Consider the following 12,856-nt stretch of genomic DNA (forward strand, 5'->3'; position numbering starts at 1 on the left):
TCGAGAAATCCAACTAGATCGCGGGTCAGGACCAGTGATGGCTCGGGTCAGTCGGCACGCCGTCGAGGTCGCAGCCCGGCAGGCTGCCTCCGTTCTCGATGCGCTTCTTCTCGGTGTCGTGGCACAGCTTGCACAGCGACTGCCAGTTGGACCGGCGCCAGAACAACTTGAGATCGCCACGATGCGGCACGATGTGGTCGACGACTGTCGCCGCCGTCACACGACCGCGACGCTGGCAGAACACGCAAAGCGGATGCTGCTGGAGGAACTGCTCCCGGGCCTTGCGCCACTTGCGGCCATAGCCACGAGCGTTGGCGTTACCTCGGCTATCGTCGCGCATCGATCTCGTCACCTAGCCGCCCCGCTTTCGCTTGCTCCTTGGCGACCTGCCCCTGCTGCCACGTCGAGACGCCTTCACGGATGCCCTGAGTCGTGATGTAGCCACCGACGCCAAGGGTCATGAGATCCCAAAGGCGCTCAGGCATGGGCAGCGTCAGCCCGACGCCGAACATGGCCCCCAGGTATGGCGCGACCAGATAGTTGTTCGCGACGATCGCCACGATGACCAGCATCGTGATCGGGCGCCAGTTGCGCTGGAGCCAGCTCTCGCCGTTGGCCTCGGCCAACACCACCTTCATGCGGGCATTGAGCGATGACGAACGTTCAGTGATCAGCAGCTTGGTGATGTCCGCCTTCAGCCGGGCGGCCTCGTCCTTATCGGTCACCGCCTTATCGACGATATCCAGGATCGGCGAGACAACGGCACCGAGCGCCTTGTCGATTATGCTCATTGATCCTTCCCCTCGAGCACGGTCACGCGCTCGCGCAGCGTGCGAATGTCGCTGCGGAACGAGGTCATCTCGCGCTCGGCATCCGCCCTCGGGTAATACTTATCAGACTGGCTACGTAGATCAGCTTGGATCTGTGCCAGTTGACTCTGCACGCCGATCATCTTCTCGTCCTGCCGCGCGAATCCCTCGCGCACCTCGACGACGCTACTGCCGAACCAGAGCAGTGCAGCAACAATGACGGACAGCAGAACAGTCTGAATGTGACGTTCCATGATCGGGCGCGAACGGACAGGCATGTCCTGGTCCTCACTCATCGCGCGGCCTCGGTATAGAGATTGATGGCGCGCTGGGTTGATAGCGGCCCTGCGATTTCATTGCGTAGATTCACGATCCGGCTGAACCAGCCGAACGTGAACGCCTCTTGAGATGGGCGTTTTCGGGATAACTCACGGCAGAACGCGATACGACAGCCATTGATGGCTTCGGCCAGCACCTCGACACCAGCAGCACCACGAGCGACCCGAAAGCCATCCAACGCGGCCAGCGTCTTGCCGCCGACAGCGCCATCCTCGCCGACGTCCGGATACAACCGCTGCTGATCGTTCAGGGCGTTCAGCGTCATCTGAAGCTCGAGGCCAGACCGGCCCGGCCCGCTGTTCACGCCGTAATCGAACAGGTAACTTGTCAGCGACTCGCTGATCGGCTCGATACTGTCCAGCGCCAGCGAATCCCAATACCGCCGTTCGTAGATCGAGATGGCCAGGCTCAACGGCAAGTCGCGCATGTCGCCGGCATAGCCCTCGGCCCTGGCGACGGCCTCGGTAATGCCATAGCGGGTCGGCCCGCCGCGATCCGACGGGTGATCGACGTACCCACCCTCGCGATCGATCACTTCCGTGACCAACCGGCGTTTGAGCGTCGTCATCATCGAACCTCGAATAGGTGCCCGGCGAGCGCCGGGCGGCTGTCCACCACAGACAGGAGCAACGTGGTGACCCCAGCGCCAAAAGAAAGACCCGGCGGGAGCCGGGTCAAGGGGAACTACCATGGACGCTGCGGGCATAACTCTGTGAAGTCTGACTGATTTATATCGGCCCATTCCGGTGGCATCAACGGGTCGGTAATGCCAGCATCGCAATACAGGGGCAACGTATCGGAAACGCATCACAATAGGCGGGTGTCATGAACTCATCTGCCGGCGAGTTGCAGTGTCCTTCAGCGACTCCTTCAGCTTCCTGTGCAGCCGGTCGAGGCGTTCGTAGTAGCTGCTAGAAGAGATCTGCAGCCGCTGGCACTTGGCCTGGCTGTAGCCGCCATCGCGGTAATGCTCATCGGCCATCATCTGGTGGTGCCACTCCAAACGCTGCAGCCCCTGCTCCACCTCCCAAGCCACGTTGTCCAGCTCGCCCAGGTTCAACAGGTCGCGTGACTTCTTCGGACCCGTGCCGCGCGGCGGGATCCCCCCGAACTCGATAGCTTGCGCCAGCATCGATTGCGGCTGACCGCCCCGGCGAGCGTGCTGCTCCGCCCAATGGTTCAGCAACTGGTCCATTTCTTTGATCATTGGTTTGCTCCGTGGTGGTAATCGCTGTGCACCTGGTGGTGGCAGGCGCTCAGCGCGTGCGATTCATGAAATCGTATTGGCCCTCGTTATGGCATCGCTCGTGGCAGGTGTCACAGATCGCGACCAGCTCCCACAGGAACTCATGCCCAAGGTGCTTGTAGCTCAGATGGTGTACCTGAGTCGCAGGGTTATCGAGACAGCCCTCACATCGGCCTCCAGCTCGGCGCAATACCTTGGCTCGGATCTGCTGCCAGCGCTCAGTGGCCAAATACTCAGCGTATCGTTCCCAGAACCCCGGCTGCTCGGCAAGCTGCGCCAGCAACGCCTCGTGGCGTTCATCGGAAGCCACCTTGTTGGCGTGCTGTGCTTCCTCACGCAGTGCCGTGCTGAATTCGGGAATCTCCTCGCCTTGGGCGAAGGCTAACGCGGACTGCTTGCTGATGGCATTGGTCGCAGCTCCACAGCGCTGACACTGGCCGACGTACTGCAGGCTGTGGTTGCTCAAGTATCGATACCGCAGCCGGATATCGTCGTGCTTGCATGCCTTGCAGGGGCGCTCGAGAACTGCCGGAACCATCGCTTTCGTCTCCATTTCAAACCCTAGACAGATTTACCCCAACCCTAGACAGAACCCTAGACAGAATAAAAACAATAAAATCATAGATTTATTATTGATTGTCTAGGGTGTCTATAGTGTCTAGGGTTACCGCGCGTATAGAAAAAATATCGAACCGATGGGGATAGCTACTTATGGCGTTACGCATACGTGCGCGGGCGCGTGAAACCCTAGACACCCTAGACAGCCCCTAATATTCGCTTTCATATCAATCATTTGTCTTGTCTATACCCTGAAAAACGACCCTAGACAGTGCCTAGACACCCTAGACAACCTGAGCGCTATGCGGCGTCATTGGCGGCCCTATACGGTTTCACCCAGCCCTGGCACTTGTCCCAACCGAGCGGATTCCAGCCGGCCTCTAGCGCGGCATCGCGGAACTGCTTCACCAGCGCCCCCAGCTTGCGGCCGTCGCTGAGATCCACGTCATTGGGAGGGTCGGGGAGGTAGAACATCGAGCGCACACGTTTCTCGTCCATCGTGTACCACCCCATCTGGCTGTCGCTCTTCTCGATCTCACTGCTCAGCAACAGCGAGAACTTAGTCTCGCTCATCGTGTGCTCACGATTCTTGCTGCACCACTCGAGGAACAGGTCGTGCACATCCTGCGTCCGCGCCACGGTATACGGCACGCCCAGCAGCCCGTTTCGCCAGGCCACCAGGAACGTCTGCCATGCCGCCCGGCTCATCTCGACCAGCCGCTGCCTCGCTTTCGTCAGCGGCGGCCTAGTGCGCTCGTTGAAATCGCCCGTGTCGTAGCGCAACAGGTAGTTGTAGAACGCTGCCACGCCATCAGCATCCAGCTCCTTCTTCAACGCCACGCTCGCCTCGGGGGGCAACGTCTTTTTCGGCCAGATAACCAGCATGCGACGATCGTTCTCATTGATCGGCCACGGCATCACCTCGTTGGAGAGAAACGCCGCATTCATGTAGTTGGTCTGCTCCCAGCCGCTGACGAACTTCGCCTCGATGCGCATCGTCTTGCCGGTGATCATATGTTTGATCCGGCCAACCTGGTTGTAGCGCTGATCGCGGCTCACGACCTCCTCGAAAACGCCGTAGAGCTTGTTCTCCTGCCACTGGCTCCAGCTCGACTCCAGCTGCACCTGGCCCACGGTGGCGCCATACTGGCCGTAGATCTCGCCCATGATGTCGGACATCAACAAGCTCTTGCCCGAACCTTCCATGGTCGAGTGGGCGAGCACTGCCGTGTCCATCTTCGCGCCCATGTTCTGCAGCGGGTAGGCCAGCCAGCACGTCAACCAGTGCATCGCCTCCTTGTCGCCGTTGCAGAGCCAATGGATCAGGTAGACGATGGATTTGCACCGCTCGGGCGCATCTACCGGCGCCAGCGGCAAGCCCTCGAACGTGTTGATGTGTGTCGCCGGGTCCTTAGTCATGCGCGGATCGAACACCAACCGGTCATGCGGTATCTGCTTGCGCTCCGGGGAGTTGACCCACAACGAGAACGCGTCACCCAACGCCAGTTGCACGGCCCCTTTCGGTAACCGCATGCGTAGCTGGCAATCCCAGATATCCTGCGTGCCATCGAGGAAGACATAGCGCTCCATCGGCACCATGCCGACCTTGCCGGTGTCCCCCTTGAGCTTGCTCGCCAGTTTCGCCTCGTCGGTCTGGCGCTTCGCCTGCTCCGCATCAACGATCTTCTTGTCCCCACGATCCAGCCACGCCTTCGCCAGTTGCCGCGTCACCAGCGCCTCGAATGCCGCCCACTTGAGAATCCGCCGGCGGTGAAGGTCGAACACTTTCTTCTCGCCCTCCATCAACGCGAAACGGCGAAGCACCGTCGTATCGTCGAAGTCTGAACCATCGCTCCCCTCGCCCCCGGTTTCAGGCGGAGCGCTGGGCTCCGATCCGTCGCCCGTAGGGGCAGGGGGAAGTGACTGCCGCTGGCTCTCCATGCCCAACATGCGCGCTGCATCTTTCACCGCCTGGCGAACGTCACCGGCATGATCGAGCAGGCAGAACACGTCGAAGGGATCGACCCGATGGCCAGTGTTGAGCGGGTCGGAGGCATGATGCGAGAACGCCCCGCCCTCGATAATCGATATGCCCGGCAGTTTCGTACTGCTGTGCGGATACATCCACCGCGCCCCGCGCTTCACGTACCCGTGGGCGGCTAGCATCTGCCCGATATCGTGCGCCCGATTGAAGGCATCGATAACCGATTCACCGCCACCGGCCTGTTTCGCGCGGCGCTCCTGCCGGTGGGGTTCGGGGGAGGCTTCCGGCTTCGCCCACGGGCAGACACACAGCGCATCGCGCTTGAAAATGTCCCAGTTCACCCACGCGGCCAGAATCTCGTCCGGCAGCATCGGGATCACGCCATCCTGCGGCGGCGTCTTCCAGGTATAGGGTTTACCCGTATCGGGGTGAACCGAAGGAGGAAGCACATCCTGCACCGCGCCGCCGCGGAGCTCGACCACCGTAAAGTTACCGTCTGCATCCTGATTCGGCCATGACAGCGCCTTCCGGGTTAACTCAGACCCCACCGGCGCTCGGAACAGTAGACGCATCCGATCGGGGCGACCCACAACAGTCGGATAACGCCCTGCCATCTCATCCAGATCCAGCCCCAACAGGTCGGCCAGCACCTGGCGCGTGGCCGGCACATCATCGACGTCCAGCGAGCAGAGCCCCGAGGTGCCAAGCACCACGCCGATGTTGTGATCCGAATACTGCTCCCAGAACGCCTGGGCGATATCGGGTTTCGCCATCTGGTTCTCGGCCTGCTGCCAGCCTGGCGTGCGGGGGGCTTTCTGCCCCGGCGGAATAGCCACCAACGACATGCCCAGCTTCTCGACGTACCGCCGTGCCCAACTACCTCGCGTCGTTGACTGGGTATCACTCACCGCCGCCCCTCCTTTGCCGACTGACACTCGACACACCGCAGCGCATACGGCACCCGCTCCCGTCTCGCTGCGGGGATCGTCTCGCCGCAGTCGACGCACTCGTCATCGACCGGCACCACATGCCGGCGCGGGGCCTGCCGAGCAGCCAGGGCCCGCGTCATCCGCTCGTCGATCAGCTCCTGCGCGATATCTGCCTTGTCAGCCATCACTCGTCCTCCTCGTAGCGCTCGGCCGCTTTCTCAACGGCCAGCACCGCCCCGAGCAAGCGGCGAATGCGAAGATCGAGCTTCTTGGCCTCGACGATGTCGATCACCTGGTCGTCCAGGCTATCGCTCAGCGTCTCGACGACCTCCGCAACTTCACGATGCAGCTGCTTCAACGACCCCAGCATGCCCAGCTCGGGGACCTGCTGCGTCGCCTCCTGCGGGCGCACCCAAATCGCCCCACCGGCGATCTCACCGATGCTGTCCAGAATGCGGTCGTCACGCGTCGTCGACAGCACCGCCTCCAGGTCATCGATGTTGATCTTGTGGGACTCATGGGTGGGGCTCAGTTTGTGCTGCAGCGTCGTCGGGTTGAGACCATGGACGGCGGCCACTGCCTTGATGCCGCCGGCGTAATCGCGCCCGGCATGATAGAGGGAAAGATTGAGGGGTAGAACTTCGGTCATCGCACGATCGCGCGACGTTGGCCACTGCTTGCCCATGGCATTACTCCTGAATCGTTGCCATGCGCCACGGCCCAAAGGTGGTGTACTATCAAGGCCGTGGCGCAGACAGCTTTATTGGTTTGCTCATCTGCGTCACACAAGCCCCGAGGAAGGTCGATCTGTGGTGGAGAACCCTTCCTCGGGCACCGCCGAGATAGGTAAGCCTATCCCGGCACCCTAGGCGGCTCGACTCTTACCGAGCGCCTTGATTTCGTAAAACCGATATCCGCACGGCTGGTCAGAATCGACAGCTACGAACAAGGAGCGTTTCGAACGGAGCATTTGAGAGATGGCCCCCTGGGTCATACCCATCATATGCGCCACCCGCTCCTGCGAGTGCTGCTCAACGAATTCCTTGAGAGTCATGTCGGACGTCATAGCCACATCTCGGTTTATCCTTGCGACACAGTAGCCCAGCTAATTTATTGGCGCAACAAATATTAGCTGTCACTCTTGTTCAGACACGACCAAAATATAAGCTTGGGTAATGCCACAGATCGACATATCCAAGCCCCCTCTCGAGGTCACCAGGCAAGAGCATGCCCGCCTGCGTGAGATTTACGAGAACCGCAAAGCGCGGGCGAAAAGCCTCAAGCAACCCTTCAGCCAAGAATTCATCGCTGAGAAATGCGGCTGGTCTGGCCAAAGCGCGGTTAGCCAGTACCTCACCGGCAGACTGACCCTCAACCTTGAAGCGTTGCTGAAGCTCGCCAAAGCTCTTGAATTCGACCCAGCAGAGGTTAGTCCTCGGTTGGTGGAAGAAATGCCTACGACCTATCGCTACCATGAACCCAACGAGCCTGATGGCGTTGCAGACAATGCCTCGGTTTTGGGGTATACGGCCCGACGCTTGCCTGTGATCGGGCAAGCCTCCGCGGGCCGGCTGCTTGAGGTTTTCGAAGAACAAGACATTGAGGAATGGGTGACAGCTCCAGGACCTACCGGGCCGCGAGCATTCGCACTTCGCATCGAAGGCATCTCGATGGAGCCCAAGTTCGTAGACTCTGACAAGGTCATCATCGACCCGGACCTTGAGTGGAAGGTTGGTGACTTCGTTTTTGCTCGAAAGGATGACAACACGGGCACTTTCAAGCAATTACGAAAAGAGGGCGACGATTACTACCTATGCGCTCTCAACGAGAATTTTTCCCCCCGCTATCTCCGCATGGATCGCGAATGGATTGTCGTTGGCAAGGCCAAGTGGAAGCTTGAGGACTTGTAGGCAACCTAGCAGCGACACCTCGCGTCACAAATATTAGCCAGACTGTTGACTGATAATAACAGCCAGGCTAATCTCGATCTGTACCTCCACCACAGGTCGAGCCTTCAAAAATGCAAACCAATACCCGAAAGACCCCGGGCCGGGTGTATCTGCATCCGGCGTCGGGCTCCAGCCCCGAGAGCATCCAACGCATTCAGCGTGAAACCGGCATGCTCGTCGTCCTCGGCGCCAGCGCCGCCCGCCTGATCCCGATGACCGCCACGCGCGGCCAGGCGGTGACGGCATGATGAACCGCACCCAAGAACGCGCGCTGCGCAAGGCTTGTCGCCAGGGCGGCACCCTGATCCTCCCAACGACCGATGGCCCTTTAACCATCGAGGTCACGCTCAGGCAGCGAACCAACCGTCCGGACCGTGCCGATGCCAAGATCTCGGAGAGCCCGGCGAGCTTTCTCAAGCTCAATGACTGGTCGCCCCGTGAGCTATACGCCGACCTGGCAGAGCGGATCGAGGACCAGTACCAGGTGCTGTCCGACGCCGACGACGCGCCGGAGGCCAGATCATGACCGTTCTCAGCTTCCCCGCCGCCGCACCGGCGATCACCAGCGGTATGCGTGCCCTGATGTACGGCGTTCAGGATCTCGCGCTGGACATCACCGCCCAGGGCCAGCACCACGTTCACACGCACTTCTGGGCTCACACCTTCGAGCTCGATATCCGCGTGACCAGGGCGCCGCACAAGATGGGCTGCCAATCGATCTGGGCGAAGACCATCTACTTGCCACGCAACCAGGACGGTCGCCCCGCGCTCTCCGAAACCGCGCTGGACGATCTCAGCGAGAGCATCGCCTACCTGCAGAGCCTGCTGGCCAAGCCGGAGGCCTGCACATGAACGCCCCCGCCCATGACTTGCTCACCCGTACCGGCCAGCCCCGAGTCCTGATCGTCGGGTTGATGCCCGCACACACCAACGCGGCAAGCCTGACCGGCAACCTGCTCGAACGCACCCACTACCCGCTCACCATCGAGCGGGTCGGCGAGGTCGTTGCCCAGGGCCACATCGAGGACACCGGCGCCGGCATTTCGCTCACGCTCACCAACACCCAGGGCGTCCGCGTGCTCAACCTGCACAACGGCACGCCGGCCGATGCCACCTGGGCGCTGGCCAAGCTGCTCGAACGCCTGACCTGACGGAGGCCACCGATGCGATACGACCTGCAAACCGCCGCCACCCTGCTCGGTACCGGCCGCACCACGCTCTGCCGGCAGCTGCGCGAACGCCACATCTTCGACAGCCACAACCTGCCTCAGCGGGCCCACGTCCGCGCCGGACGGTTCGCCGTCGAGGCCAAAAGCGTGGTCAACCCTGGGCTGGGCCGCGAAGTGCCCTACGGCAAGACGCTGGTCACCGAACGCGGCCTGCTCTGGCTAGCCGGCGAGCTGGGCGTCCGCATCCACCGCGAGGCCGCCAACGATGCCTGAGATCACCCCACCCGAGTGGCAGAGCGAAGACGCCTCCAACGACAGCAGCACCGTCGCCCTGCTGTTCGAGCAGTTCGGCGACGTGCTGATCCCGCTGGACGCCGTGCGCGGCCGCTACTTCCGCAACCTCAACGAGGCCAACTTCCGGGCCGCGATCCGCGAAGGGCGTATCGACCTGCCCGTCATCACGCTGGACCGCAGCCAGAAGGCCCAGCCGTTCGTGTGCATCTACCACCTGGCGGTGCTGATCGAACGCCAGGCGCACGCCGGCGTTAAGCAATTACCGTCGCGGCACTGGCGCGACTACCGCCGCGCCCTGCCGACCACAGAGCACGAAAAGCCGCCCTCACTGGCCGGCTAATACCGGTCAGGCCAACGCCTGAGCCAACCACCACACCACGAGGAAACCAATCATGAGCCAGAACCAACCGACCACCACCGGTACCGGCACCAACTTCGCCGAGCTGCTCGGCGATCTCGATGCCGGCGTCTTCCACGAGAAGATCGCCCACGCGCTCTCTGCCGTCGCCCTCGGTGTCGTCCAGAACGGCAAGGCCGGCAAGGTCACCATCACGCTGGACGTGAAGCAGATCGCCACCAGCCGGCAGGTCGATGTCAGCCACAAGCTCAGCTACGTCGAGCCCACCGCCAAGGGCAAGCGCAGCGAGGAGAACACCACCTCCACCCCGCTCTACGTCGGCAAAGGCGGCAAGCTCACGCTGTTCCCGGAGAACCAGGGCAAGTTCGAGTTCGACGGCGAGAAGGCCGGGCAGAACGCCAACGCCTGACCCAGCCGCAGCACCACAGCAGTCGCGGAGCCCGACGCCGGGCGGGCCAAGCCCGGCACCACCACACCAAACCAATGAAGGAATGACCCATGTTTGACGCCGACGCACTCGACAAGCTCCAGGACCTGACCCAAGCCGCCACCATCGGCGATCCCGGCACCCACGTGCCGACCATGCTGGTCCCGCGTGGCTACGATCTCGTCTCGCTCGAAAAGTACATGGAGAACCCGGGCCGCTTCCGGGGCAACTTCGCCACCTCCTCCATCGAGGACTACGCCGCCTACGTCAACGCCGAAGACAAGTCCCGCGTGTTCGTCGATATCGACAGCATGAGAGCCAAGGGCTTTTTCGACCTCGGCACCCATCTGGACCCCGGCCATGCGGATCACACCGCCACGCTCGCGCTCGACAAGACGGCACCCTTTGCCGCCCTGCTGAACGCCGATGGCACCGCCTACAGCCAGAAAGACCTGGCCGCCTGGATCGAGGACTGGAACGGCAACATCGAAGGCGAGGACAGCGCGGGCGACAGCATGAGCCCCAACCAGCTCGCCGCCGCCGTCCGCCGGATCGAGATCAAAGCGACCAGCGAGCGCACCCACGAGGACAACGACTGGAACGCCAGCCGCTCCGGCCTCGACCAGCTCGACGCGAAGACCGGTGGCGCCACGCCCTCGATCATCCGCTTCAGTTGCACCCCGTACGAAGGGCTCAGTCTGCGCACCTTCTCGCTGCGCGTCTCCATCATCGCCGACGATCAAAAGCCAAAGCTCAAGCTGCGCCTGATCGGCCTCGAGGCGGTGAAAGAAGAGATCGCCCAGGAGTTCAAGCGCGTGCTCGCCAGCCACCTTGGCGAGCAGACCACCCTGCTGCTCGGCAACTTCAACAAGGGCTGACCGGCAACTATCCGGAAGTTCCGGATAGTTCACCACCCGCCGCCGTCACCCACCGGCGGCGGGACTCCACCACAAGAGAGCAAACCAATGCGACTGATCGAGATCGTCTACTGTCACCGCCTTTTCGATGAACGCCTGCCCAGGGAGATATTCGAGCCCCTCGGGTTCAAGGTTTACACCGAGTGCCTCGACCCACCTATTCATCCCGAAGACATCGATGAAGAATTTTTCGAGTGCTATTTGCGTAACCCACAGACCTACATCGACAGCCTGCCATTTGAAGTACCCGCCGGCTTCGTCGAAGTCGACCGCTACGAGAACGAAGAAGCCATCGTCCTGCTCGCGCTCAAGCCAACCTCTGCGATCGCTGAGCTGCTGCTGGCCCAGATAGAGACCGGCGAAGCCCTGGCCGCCCTCGCCCGTGAACGCCGCCGGCAGGTCGAGGCCGAGGGATTCGAGATGGGAGTCATGTGATGGGTGGCATTACGACAGACAGCATGCCATGCCAGGCACGAATCAGGAGGACATCATGTCGACTGGAAAGCTGATGTGTCTCGAAGACTGGCGCAAAGCTCGCTTCGCAGGAAAACCGCCAGGCATCTCGACGGTCAGACGCTGGTGCAACGAAGGTACGATTCCGGCCAAGCGGATCGGCGGAACCTGGTATATCGATATCGACGCTGAGCGAAACCAGACCGGAATGGAGCTAGCCGATCAGGTCCTGGATAGCATGAGGAGCATGTAGTGGCATCGAGACCACGCTCTCGCCAGAAGCGGGGACTGGAACCCAACCTGTACGAGAGCCGGGGCTACTTCTCGTACCGGAATCCGGTCACAGGGAAGTGGCACAGCATGGGCAAAGACAAGGCTAAGGCGCAGGCGGCTGCACGCGTGCTCAATGCACGGCTGATGCCGGGCACGGACCTGGTCGCCAGGGTAATGGGCACCGAGGGTGTCACGTTGCGCCATGCCGCGGCGCTGTTCCTCGAGGAACGAGTCGACAAGCACCCGAAGCTCAGCGCCAGCACGAAACAGAACAAGCATTACCGCACTGGCCGGCTGGTCAAGGACCGAGGAGACGCGCGTCTGGATCAGGTCGACACGCGATGGTGCGCCCAGTACCTCGACGAGAACTTCAGCGGCGATCCCTATGTTCAGTATCGATCGGTGCTGTCGCAGATCTTCGCCTTCGCCCAGACGAAGGGCTGGATGAAGGAGAACCCGGTGGCACCGACGCGGAAAAGCGACGAGGGATACACGAAGAAGCGCAAGAGGCTGACCGTCGAGCAGTATCGCGCGATCTACGCAATGGCGCCGCCCTGGTTCCAGATCGCCATGGAGATGGCGCTCGTCTGCCTATTCGGTCGCGCGGAGGTCGCCGCCGCCCGTTACGATCACATCTATGACGGGGCCCTGCACTACATCCGACAGAAAACTCGCGAGCGATCGAAGACCGCCTACGTGGCTATCGAGATGACGCCAGCGATCCATGACCTGATCCAGCGCAGCCGGCAGCTACCGCCGCTCTCACCGTTCGTCATTCACCGCACTCCCGAACGAACCTCCGCAGCAGCGAAGCGAGACGAGCATTGGAGCAGCGTGAAGCCTGACATGATCTCTCGAAAGTTCGCCGAGCTGCGTGACCAAATCGAATCCATCGCAAGGCTACCCGACGGCGAAAAGCCCACATTCCACGAAATCCGCTCTCTCGGCTCCCGGCTGCTCGAGCTGAAAGGCGTCGCGGTCGGCGATATCCAGGTGCTCATGGGCCACGCCGACGAAGAGATGACCCAGCACTATCTCGACGGCCATGGCATCCGCTGGCAGGCCGCCAAAGGCAACTCGTTCGACATGGCCTCCCTGCTCTCTTGAGCCTGAACGCTGTCGAGTTTTGGGAATATTTTGGGAAAATTTTG

22 protein-coding genes are annotated in these 12,856 nt (G+C 61.6%); 12 read left to right on the plus strand and 10 right to left on the minus strand.

Annotated elements, in window-relative coordinates; translation table 11 throughout:
* Nucleotides 1-25: 25 nt before the first annotated feature.
* The 10 genes from AAGT95_RS16750 to AAGT95_RS21680 all read right to left on the minus strand — a co-directional run bounded on the left by AAGT95_RS16750 (nucleotide 26) and on the right by AAGT95_RS21680 (nucleotide 6,931).
* Nucleotides 26-340 carry an HNH endonuclease gene (locus AAGT95_RS16750; protein ID WP_342594536.1) on the minus strand — a complete coding sequence of 105 codons (315 nt, stop codon included), beginning with the start codon at nucleotides 338-340 and terminating at the stop codon, nucleotides 26-28.
* Nucleotides 327-791 (minus strand): 3TM-type holin, encoded by a 465-nt coding sequence (locus AAGT95_RS16755; protein WP_342594537.1) that lies wholly within the window; start codon nucleotides 789-791, stop codon nucleotides 327-329. Before AAGT95_RS16755 ends, AAGT95_RS16750 begins: the two co-directional genes overlap by 14 nt.
* Nucleotides 788-1,105: a hypothetical protein gene (locus tag AAGT95_RS16760; protein WP_342594538.1), complete on the minus strand. Its 318-nt coding sequence runs from the start codon at nucleotides 1,103-1,105 to the stop codon at nucleotides 788-790. The genes AAGT95_RS16755 and AAGT95_RS16760 overlap by 4 nt, the downstream gene beginning before the upstream one ends.
* Nucleotides 1,102-1,719, minus strand: coding sequence for a glycoside hydrolase family 108 protein (locus AAGT95_RS16765; RefSeq protein WP_342594539.1), 618 nt, complete (start codon nucleotides 1,717-1,719; stop codon nucleotides 1,102-1,104). Before AAGT95_RS16765 ends, AAGT95_RS16760 begins: the two co-directional genes overlap by 4 nt.
* A gap of 252 nt (nucleotides 1,720-1,971) precedes the next feature.
* Complete coding sequence (locus tag AAGT95_RS16770) at nucleotides 1,972-2,355, minus strand: hypothetical protein (protein WP_342594540.1); 384 nt, start codon at nucleotides 2,353-2,355, stop codon at nucleotides 1,972-1,974.
* A gap of 49 nt (nucleotides 2,356-2,404) precedes the next feature.
* Nucleotides 2,405-2,947, minus strand: a complete 543-nt coding sequence (locus tag AAGT95_RS16775) for a hypothetical protein (RefSeq protein WP_342594541.1) — start codon at nucleotides 2,945-2,947, stop codon at nucleotides 2,405-2,407.
* Between the two features lie 305 nt (nucleotides 2,948-3,252).
* On the minus strand, nucleotides 3,253-5,781 hold the full coding sequence (locus tag AAGT95_RS16780; RefSeq protein ID WP_342596541.1) for a bifunctional DNA primase/polymerase: 2,529 nt from the start codon (nucleotides 5,779-5,781) through the stop codon (nucleotides 3,253-3,255).
* A 59-nt stretch (nucleotides 5,782-5,840) separates the two neighbouring features.
* Nucleotides 5,841-6,050, minus strand: coding sequence for a TraR/DksA C4-type zinc finger protein (locus tag AAGT95_RS16785; protein WP_342594542.1), 210 nt, complete (start codon nucleotides 6,048-6,050; stop codon nucleotides 5,841-5,843).
* Nucleotides 6,050-6,550 (minus strand): phage regulatory CII family protein, encoded by a 501-nt coding sequence (locus AAGT95_RS16790; RefSeq protein ID WP_342594543.1) that lies wholly within the window; start codon nucleotides 6,548-6,550, stop codon nucleotides 6,050-6,052. The genes AAGT95_RS16785 and AAGT95_RS16790 overlap by 1 nt, the downstream gene beginning before the upstream one ends.
* Nucleotides 6,551-6,730: 180 nt before the next feature.
* Complete coding sequence (locus tag AAGT95_RS21680) at nucleotides 6,731-6,931, minus strand: Cro/CI family transcriptional regulator (protein ID WP_425356030.1); 201 nt, start codon at nucleotides 6,929-6,931, stop codon at nucleotides 6,731-6,733.
* Between the two features lie 109 nt (nucleotides 6,932-7,040).
* On the opposite strand from AAGT95_RS21680, the gene AAGT95_RS16795 reads away from it, so the two are divergent.
* The 12 genes from AAGT95_RS16795 (at nucleotide 7,041) to AAGT95_RS16850 (ending at nucleotide 12,812) form a co-directional block, all read left to right on the plus strand.
* Entirely contained in the window at nucleotides 7,041-7,775 is a 735-nt protein-coding gene (locus AAGT95_RS16795; protein ID WP_342594544.1) for an XRE family transcriptional regulator, read from the plus strand.
* A 110-nt stretch (nucleotides 7,776-7,885) separates the two neighbouring features.
* Nucleotides 7,886-8,062 (plus strand): hypothetical protein, encoded by a 177-nt coding sequence (locus tag AAGT95_RS16800; RefSeq protein WP_342594545.1) that lies wholly within the window; start codon nucleotides 7,886-7,888, stop codon nucleotides 8,060-8,062.
* Nucleotides 8,059-8,340: a hypothetical protein gene (locus tag AAGT95_RS16805; protein ID WP_342594546.1), complete on the plus strand. Its 282-nt coding sequence runs from the start codon at nucleotides 8,059-8,061 to the stop codon at nucleotides 8,338-8,340. The genes AAGT95_RS16800 and AAGT95_RS16805 overlap by 4 nt, the downstream gene beginning before the upstream one ends.
* Nucleotides 8,337-8,666, plus strand: coding sequence for a hypothetical protein (locus AAGT95_RS16810; protein WP_342594547.1), 330 nt, complete (start codon nucleotides 8,337-8,339; stop codon nucleotides 8,664-8,666). Before AAGT95_RS16805 ends, AAGT95_RS16810 begins: the two co-directional genes overlap by 4 nt.
* Nucleotides 8,663-8,965 (plus strand): hypothetical protein, encoded by a 303-nt coding sequence (locus tag AAGT95_RS16815; RefSeq protein WP_342594548.1) that lies wholly within the window; start codon nucleotides 8,663-8,665, stop codon nucleotides 8,963-8,965. Before AAGT95_RS16810 ends, AAGT95_RS16815 begins: the two co-directional genes overlap by 4 nt.
* 12 nt (nucleotides 8,966-8,977) lie before the next feature.
* Nucleotides 8,978-9,256: a phage antirepressor KilAC domain-containing protein gene (locus tag AAGT95_RS16820; RefSeq protein ID WP_342594549.1), complete on the plus strand. Its 279-nt coding sequence runs from the start codon at nucleotides 8,978-8,980 to the stop codon at nucleotides 9,254-9,256.
* Entirely contained in the window at nucleotides 9,249-9,617 is a 369-nt protein-coding gene (locus AAGT95_RS16825; RefSeq protein WP_342594550.1) for a pyocin activator PrtN family protein, read from the plus strand. Before AAGT95_RS16820 ends, AAGT95_RS16825 begins: the two co-directional genes overlap by 8 nt.
* 52 nt (nucleotides 9,618-9,669) lie before the next feature.
* A complete protein-coding gene (locus tag AAGT95_RS16830) occupies nucleotides 9,670-10,044 on the plus strand; it encodes a hypothetical protein (RefSeq protein ID WP_342594551.1) in 375 nt (124 codons plus the stop codon).
* A gap of 89 nt (nucleotides 10,045-10,133) precedes the next feature.
* Complete coding sequence (locus AAGT95_RS16835; RefSeq protein WP_342594552.1) at nucleotides 10,134-10,940, plus strand: DUF2303 family protein; 807 nt, start codon at nucleotides 10,134-10,136, stop codon at nucleotides 10,938-10,940.
* Nucleotides 10,941-11,027: 87 nt separating this feature from the next.
* Nucleotides 11,028-11,414, plus strand: coding sequence for a hypothetical protein (locus AAGT95_RS16840; RefSeq protein WP_342594553.1), 387 nt, complete (start codon nucleotides 11,028-11,030; stop codon nucleotides 11,412-11,414).
* A gap of 55 nt (nucleotides 11,415-11,469) precedes the next feature.
* The gene (locus tag AAGT95_RS16845) at nucleotides 11,470-11,685 is read left to right on the plus strand and encodes a helix-turn-helix domain-containing protein (RefSeq protein ID WP_342594554.1); all 216 of its coding nucleotides are present in this window, start codon (nucleotides 11,470-11,472) and stop codon (nucleotides 11,683-11,685) included.
* Entirely contained in the window at nucleotides 11,685-12,812 is a 1,128-nt protein-coding gene (locus AAGT95_RS16850) for a phage integrase Arm DNA-binding domain-containing protein (RefSeq protein WP_342594555.1), read from the plus strand. Before AAGT95_RS16845 ends, AAGT95_RS16850 begins: the two co-directional genes overlap by 1 nt.
* Nucleotides 12,813-12,856: the final 44 nt, after the last annotated feature.

This window comes from Salinicola lusitanus (assembly GCF_038648475.1).
Taxonomy (GTDB): Bacteria; Pseudomonadota; Gammaproteobacteria; order Pseudomonadales; family Halomonadaceae; genus Salinicola; species Salinicola lusitanus.

Coding starts and splice junctions, on each gene's coding strand:
- AAGT95_RS16755 (WP_342594537.1), bottom strand. CDS start 791: ATGAGCATAATCGACAAGGCGCTCGGTGCCGTTGTCTCGCCGATCCTG.
- AAGT95_RS16840 (WP_342594553.1), top strand. CDS start 11,028: ATGCGACTGATCGAGATCGTCTACTGTCACCGCCTTTTCGATGAACGC.
- AAGT95_RS16785 (WP_342594542.1), bottom strand. CDS start 6,050: ATGGCTGACAAGGCAGATATCGCGCAGGAGCTGATCGACGAGCGGATG.
- AAGT95_RS16775 (WP_342594541.1), bottom strand. CDS start 2,947: ATGGAGACGAAAGCGATGGTTCCGGCAGTTCTCGAGCGCCCCTGCAAG.
- AAGT95_RS21680 (WP_425356030.1), bottom strand. CDS start 6,931: ATGACGTCCGACATGACTCTCAAGGAATTCGTTGAGCAGCACTCGCAG.
- AAGT95_RS16830 (WP_342594551.1), top strand. CDS start 9,670: ATGAGCCAGAACCAACCGACCACCACCGGTACCGGCACCAACTTCGCC.
- AAGT95_RS16790 (WP_342594543.1), bottom strand. CDS start 6,550: ATGGGCAAGCAGTGGCCAACGTCGCGCGATCGTGCGATGACCGAAGTT.
- AAGT95_RS16820 (WP_342594549.1), top strand. CDS start 8,978: ATGCGATACGACCTGCAAACCGCCGCCACCCTGCTCGGTACCGGCCGC.
- AAGT95_RS16810 (WP_342594547.1), top strand. CDS start 8,337: ATGACCGTTCTCAGCTTCCCCGCCGCCGCACCGGCGATCACCAGCGGT.
- AAGT95_RS16835 (WP_342594552.1), top strand. CDS start 10,134: ATGTTTGACGCCGACGCACTCGACAAGCTCCAGGACCTGACCCAAGCC.
- AAGT95_RS16845 (WP_342594554.1), top strand. CDS start 11,470: ATGTCGACTGGAAAGCTGATGTGTCTCGAAGACTGGCGCAAAGCTCGC.
- AAGT95_RS16750 (WP_342594536.1), bottom strand. CDS start 340: ATGCGCGACGATAGCCGAGGTAACGCCAACGCTCGTGGCTATGGCCGC.
- AAGT95_RS16760 (WP_342594538.1), bottom strand. CDS start 1,105: ATGAGTGAGGACCAGGACATGCCTGTCCGTTCGCGCCCGATCATGGAA.
- AAGT95_RS16815 (WP_342594548.1), top strand. CDS start 8,663: ATGAACGCCCCCGCCCATGACTTGCTCACCCGTACCGGCCAGCCCCGA.
- AAGT95_RS16770 (WP_342594540.1), bottom strand. CDS start 2,355: ATGATCAAAGAAATGGACCAGTTGCTGAACCATTGGGCGGAGCAGCAC.
- AAGT95_RS16795 (WP_342594544.1), top strand. CDS start 7,041: ATGCCACAGATCGACATATCCAAGCCCCCTCTCGAGGTCACCAGGCAA.
- AAGT95_RS16780 (WP_342596541.1), bottom strand. CDS start 5,781: ATGTCGTTGGTGGCTATTCCGCCGGGGCAGAAAGCCCCCCGCACGCCA.
- AAGT95_RS16800 (WP_342594545.1), top strand. CDS start 7,886: ATGCAAACCAATACCCGAAAGACCCCGGGCCGGGTGTATCTGCATCCG.
- AAGT95_RS16765 (WP_342594539.1), bottom strand. CDS start 1,719: ATGATGACGACGCTCAAACGCCGGTTGGTCACGGAAGTGATCGATCGC.
- AAGT95_RS16805 (WP_342594546.1), top strand. CDS start 8,059: ATGATGAACCGCACCCAAGAACGCGCGCTGCGCAAGGCTTGTCGCCAG.
- AAGT95_RS16825 (WP_342594550.1), top strand. CDS start 9,249: ATGCCTGAGATCACCCCACCCGAGTGGCAGAGCGAAGACGCCTCCAAC.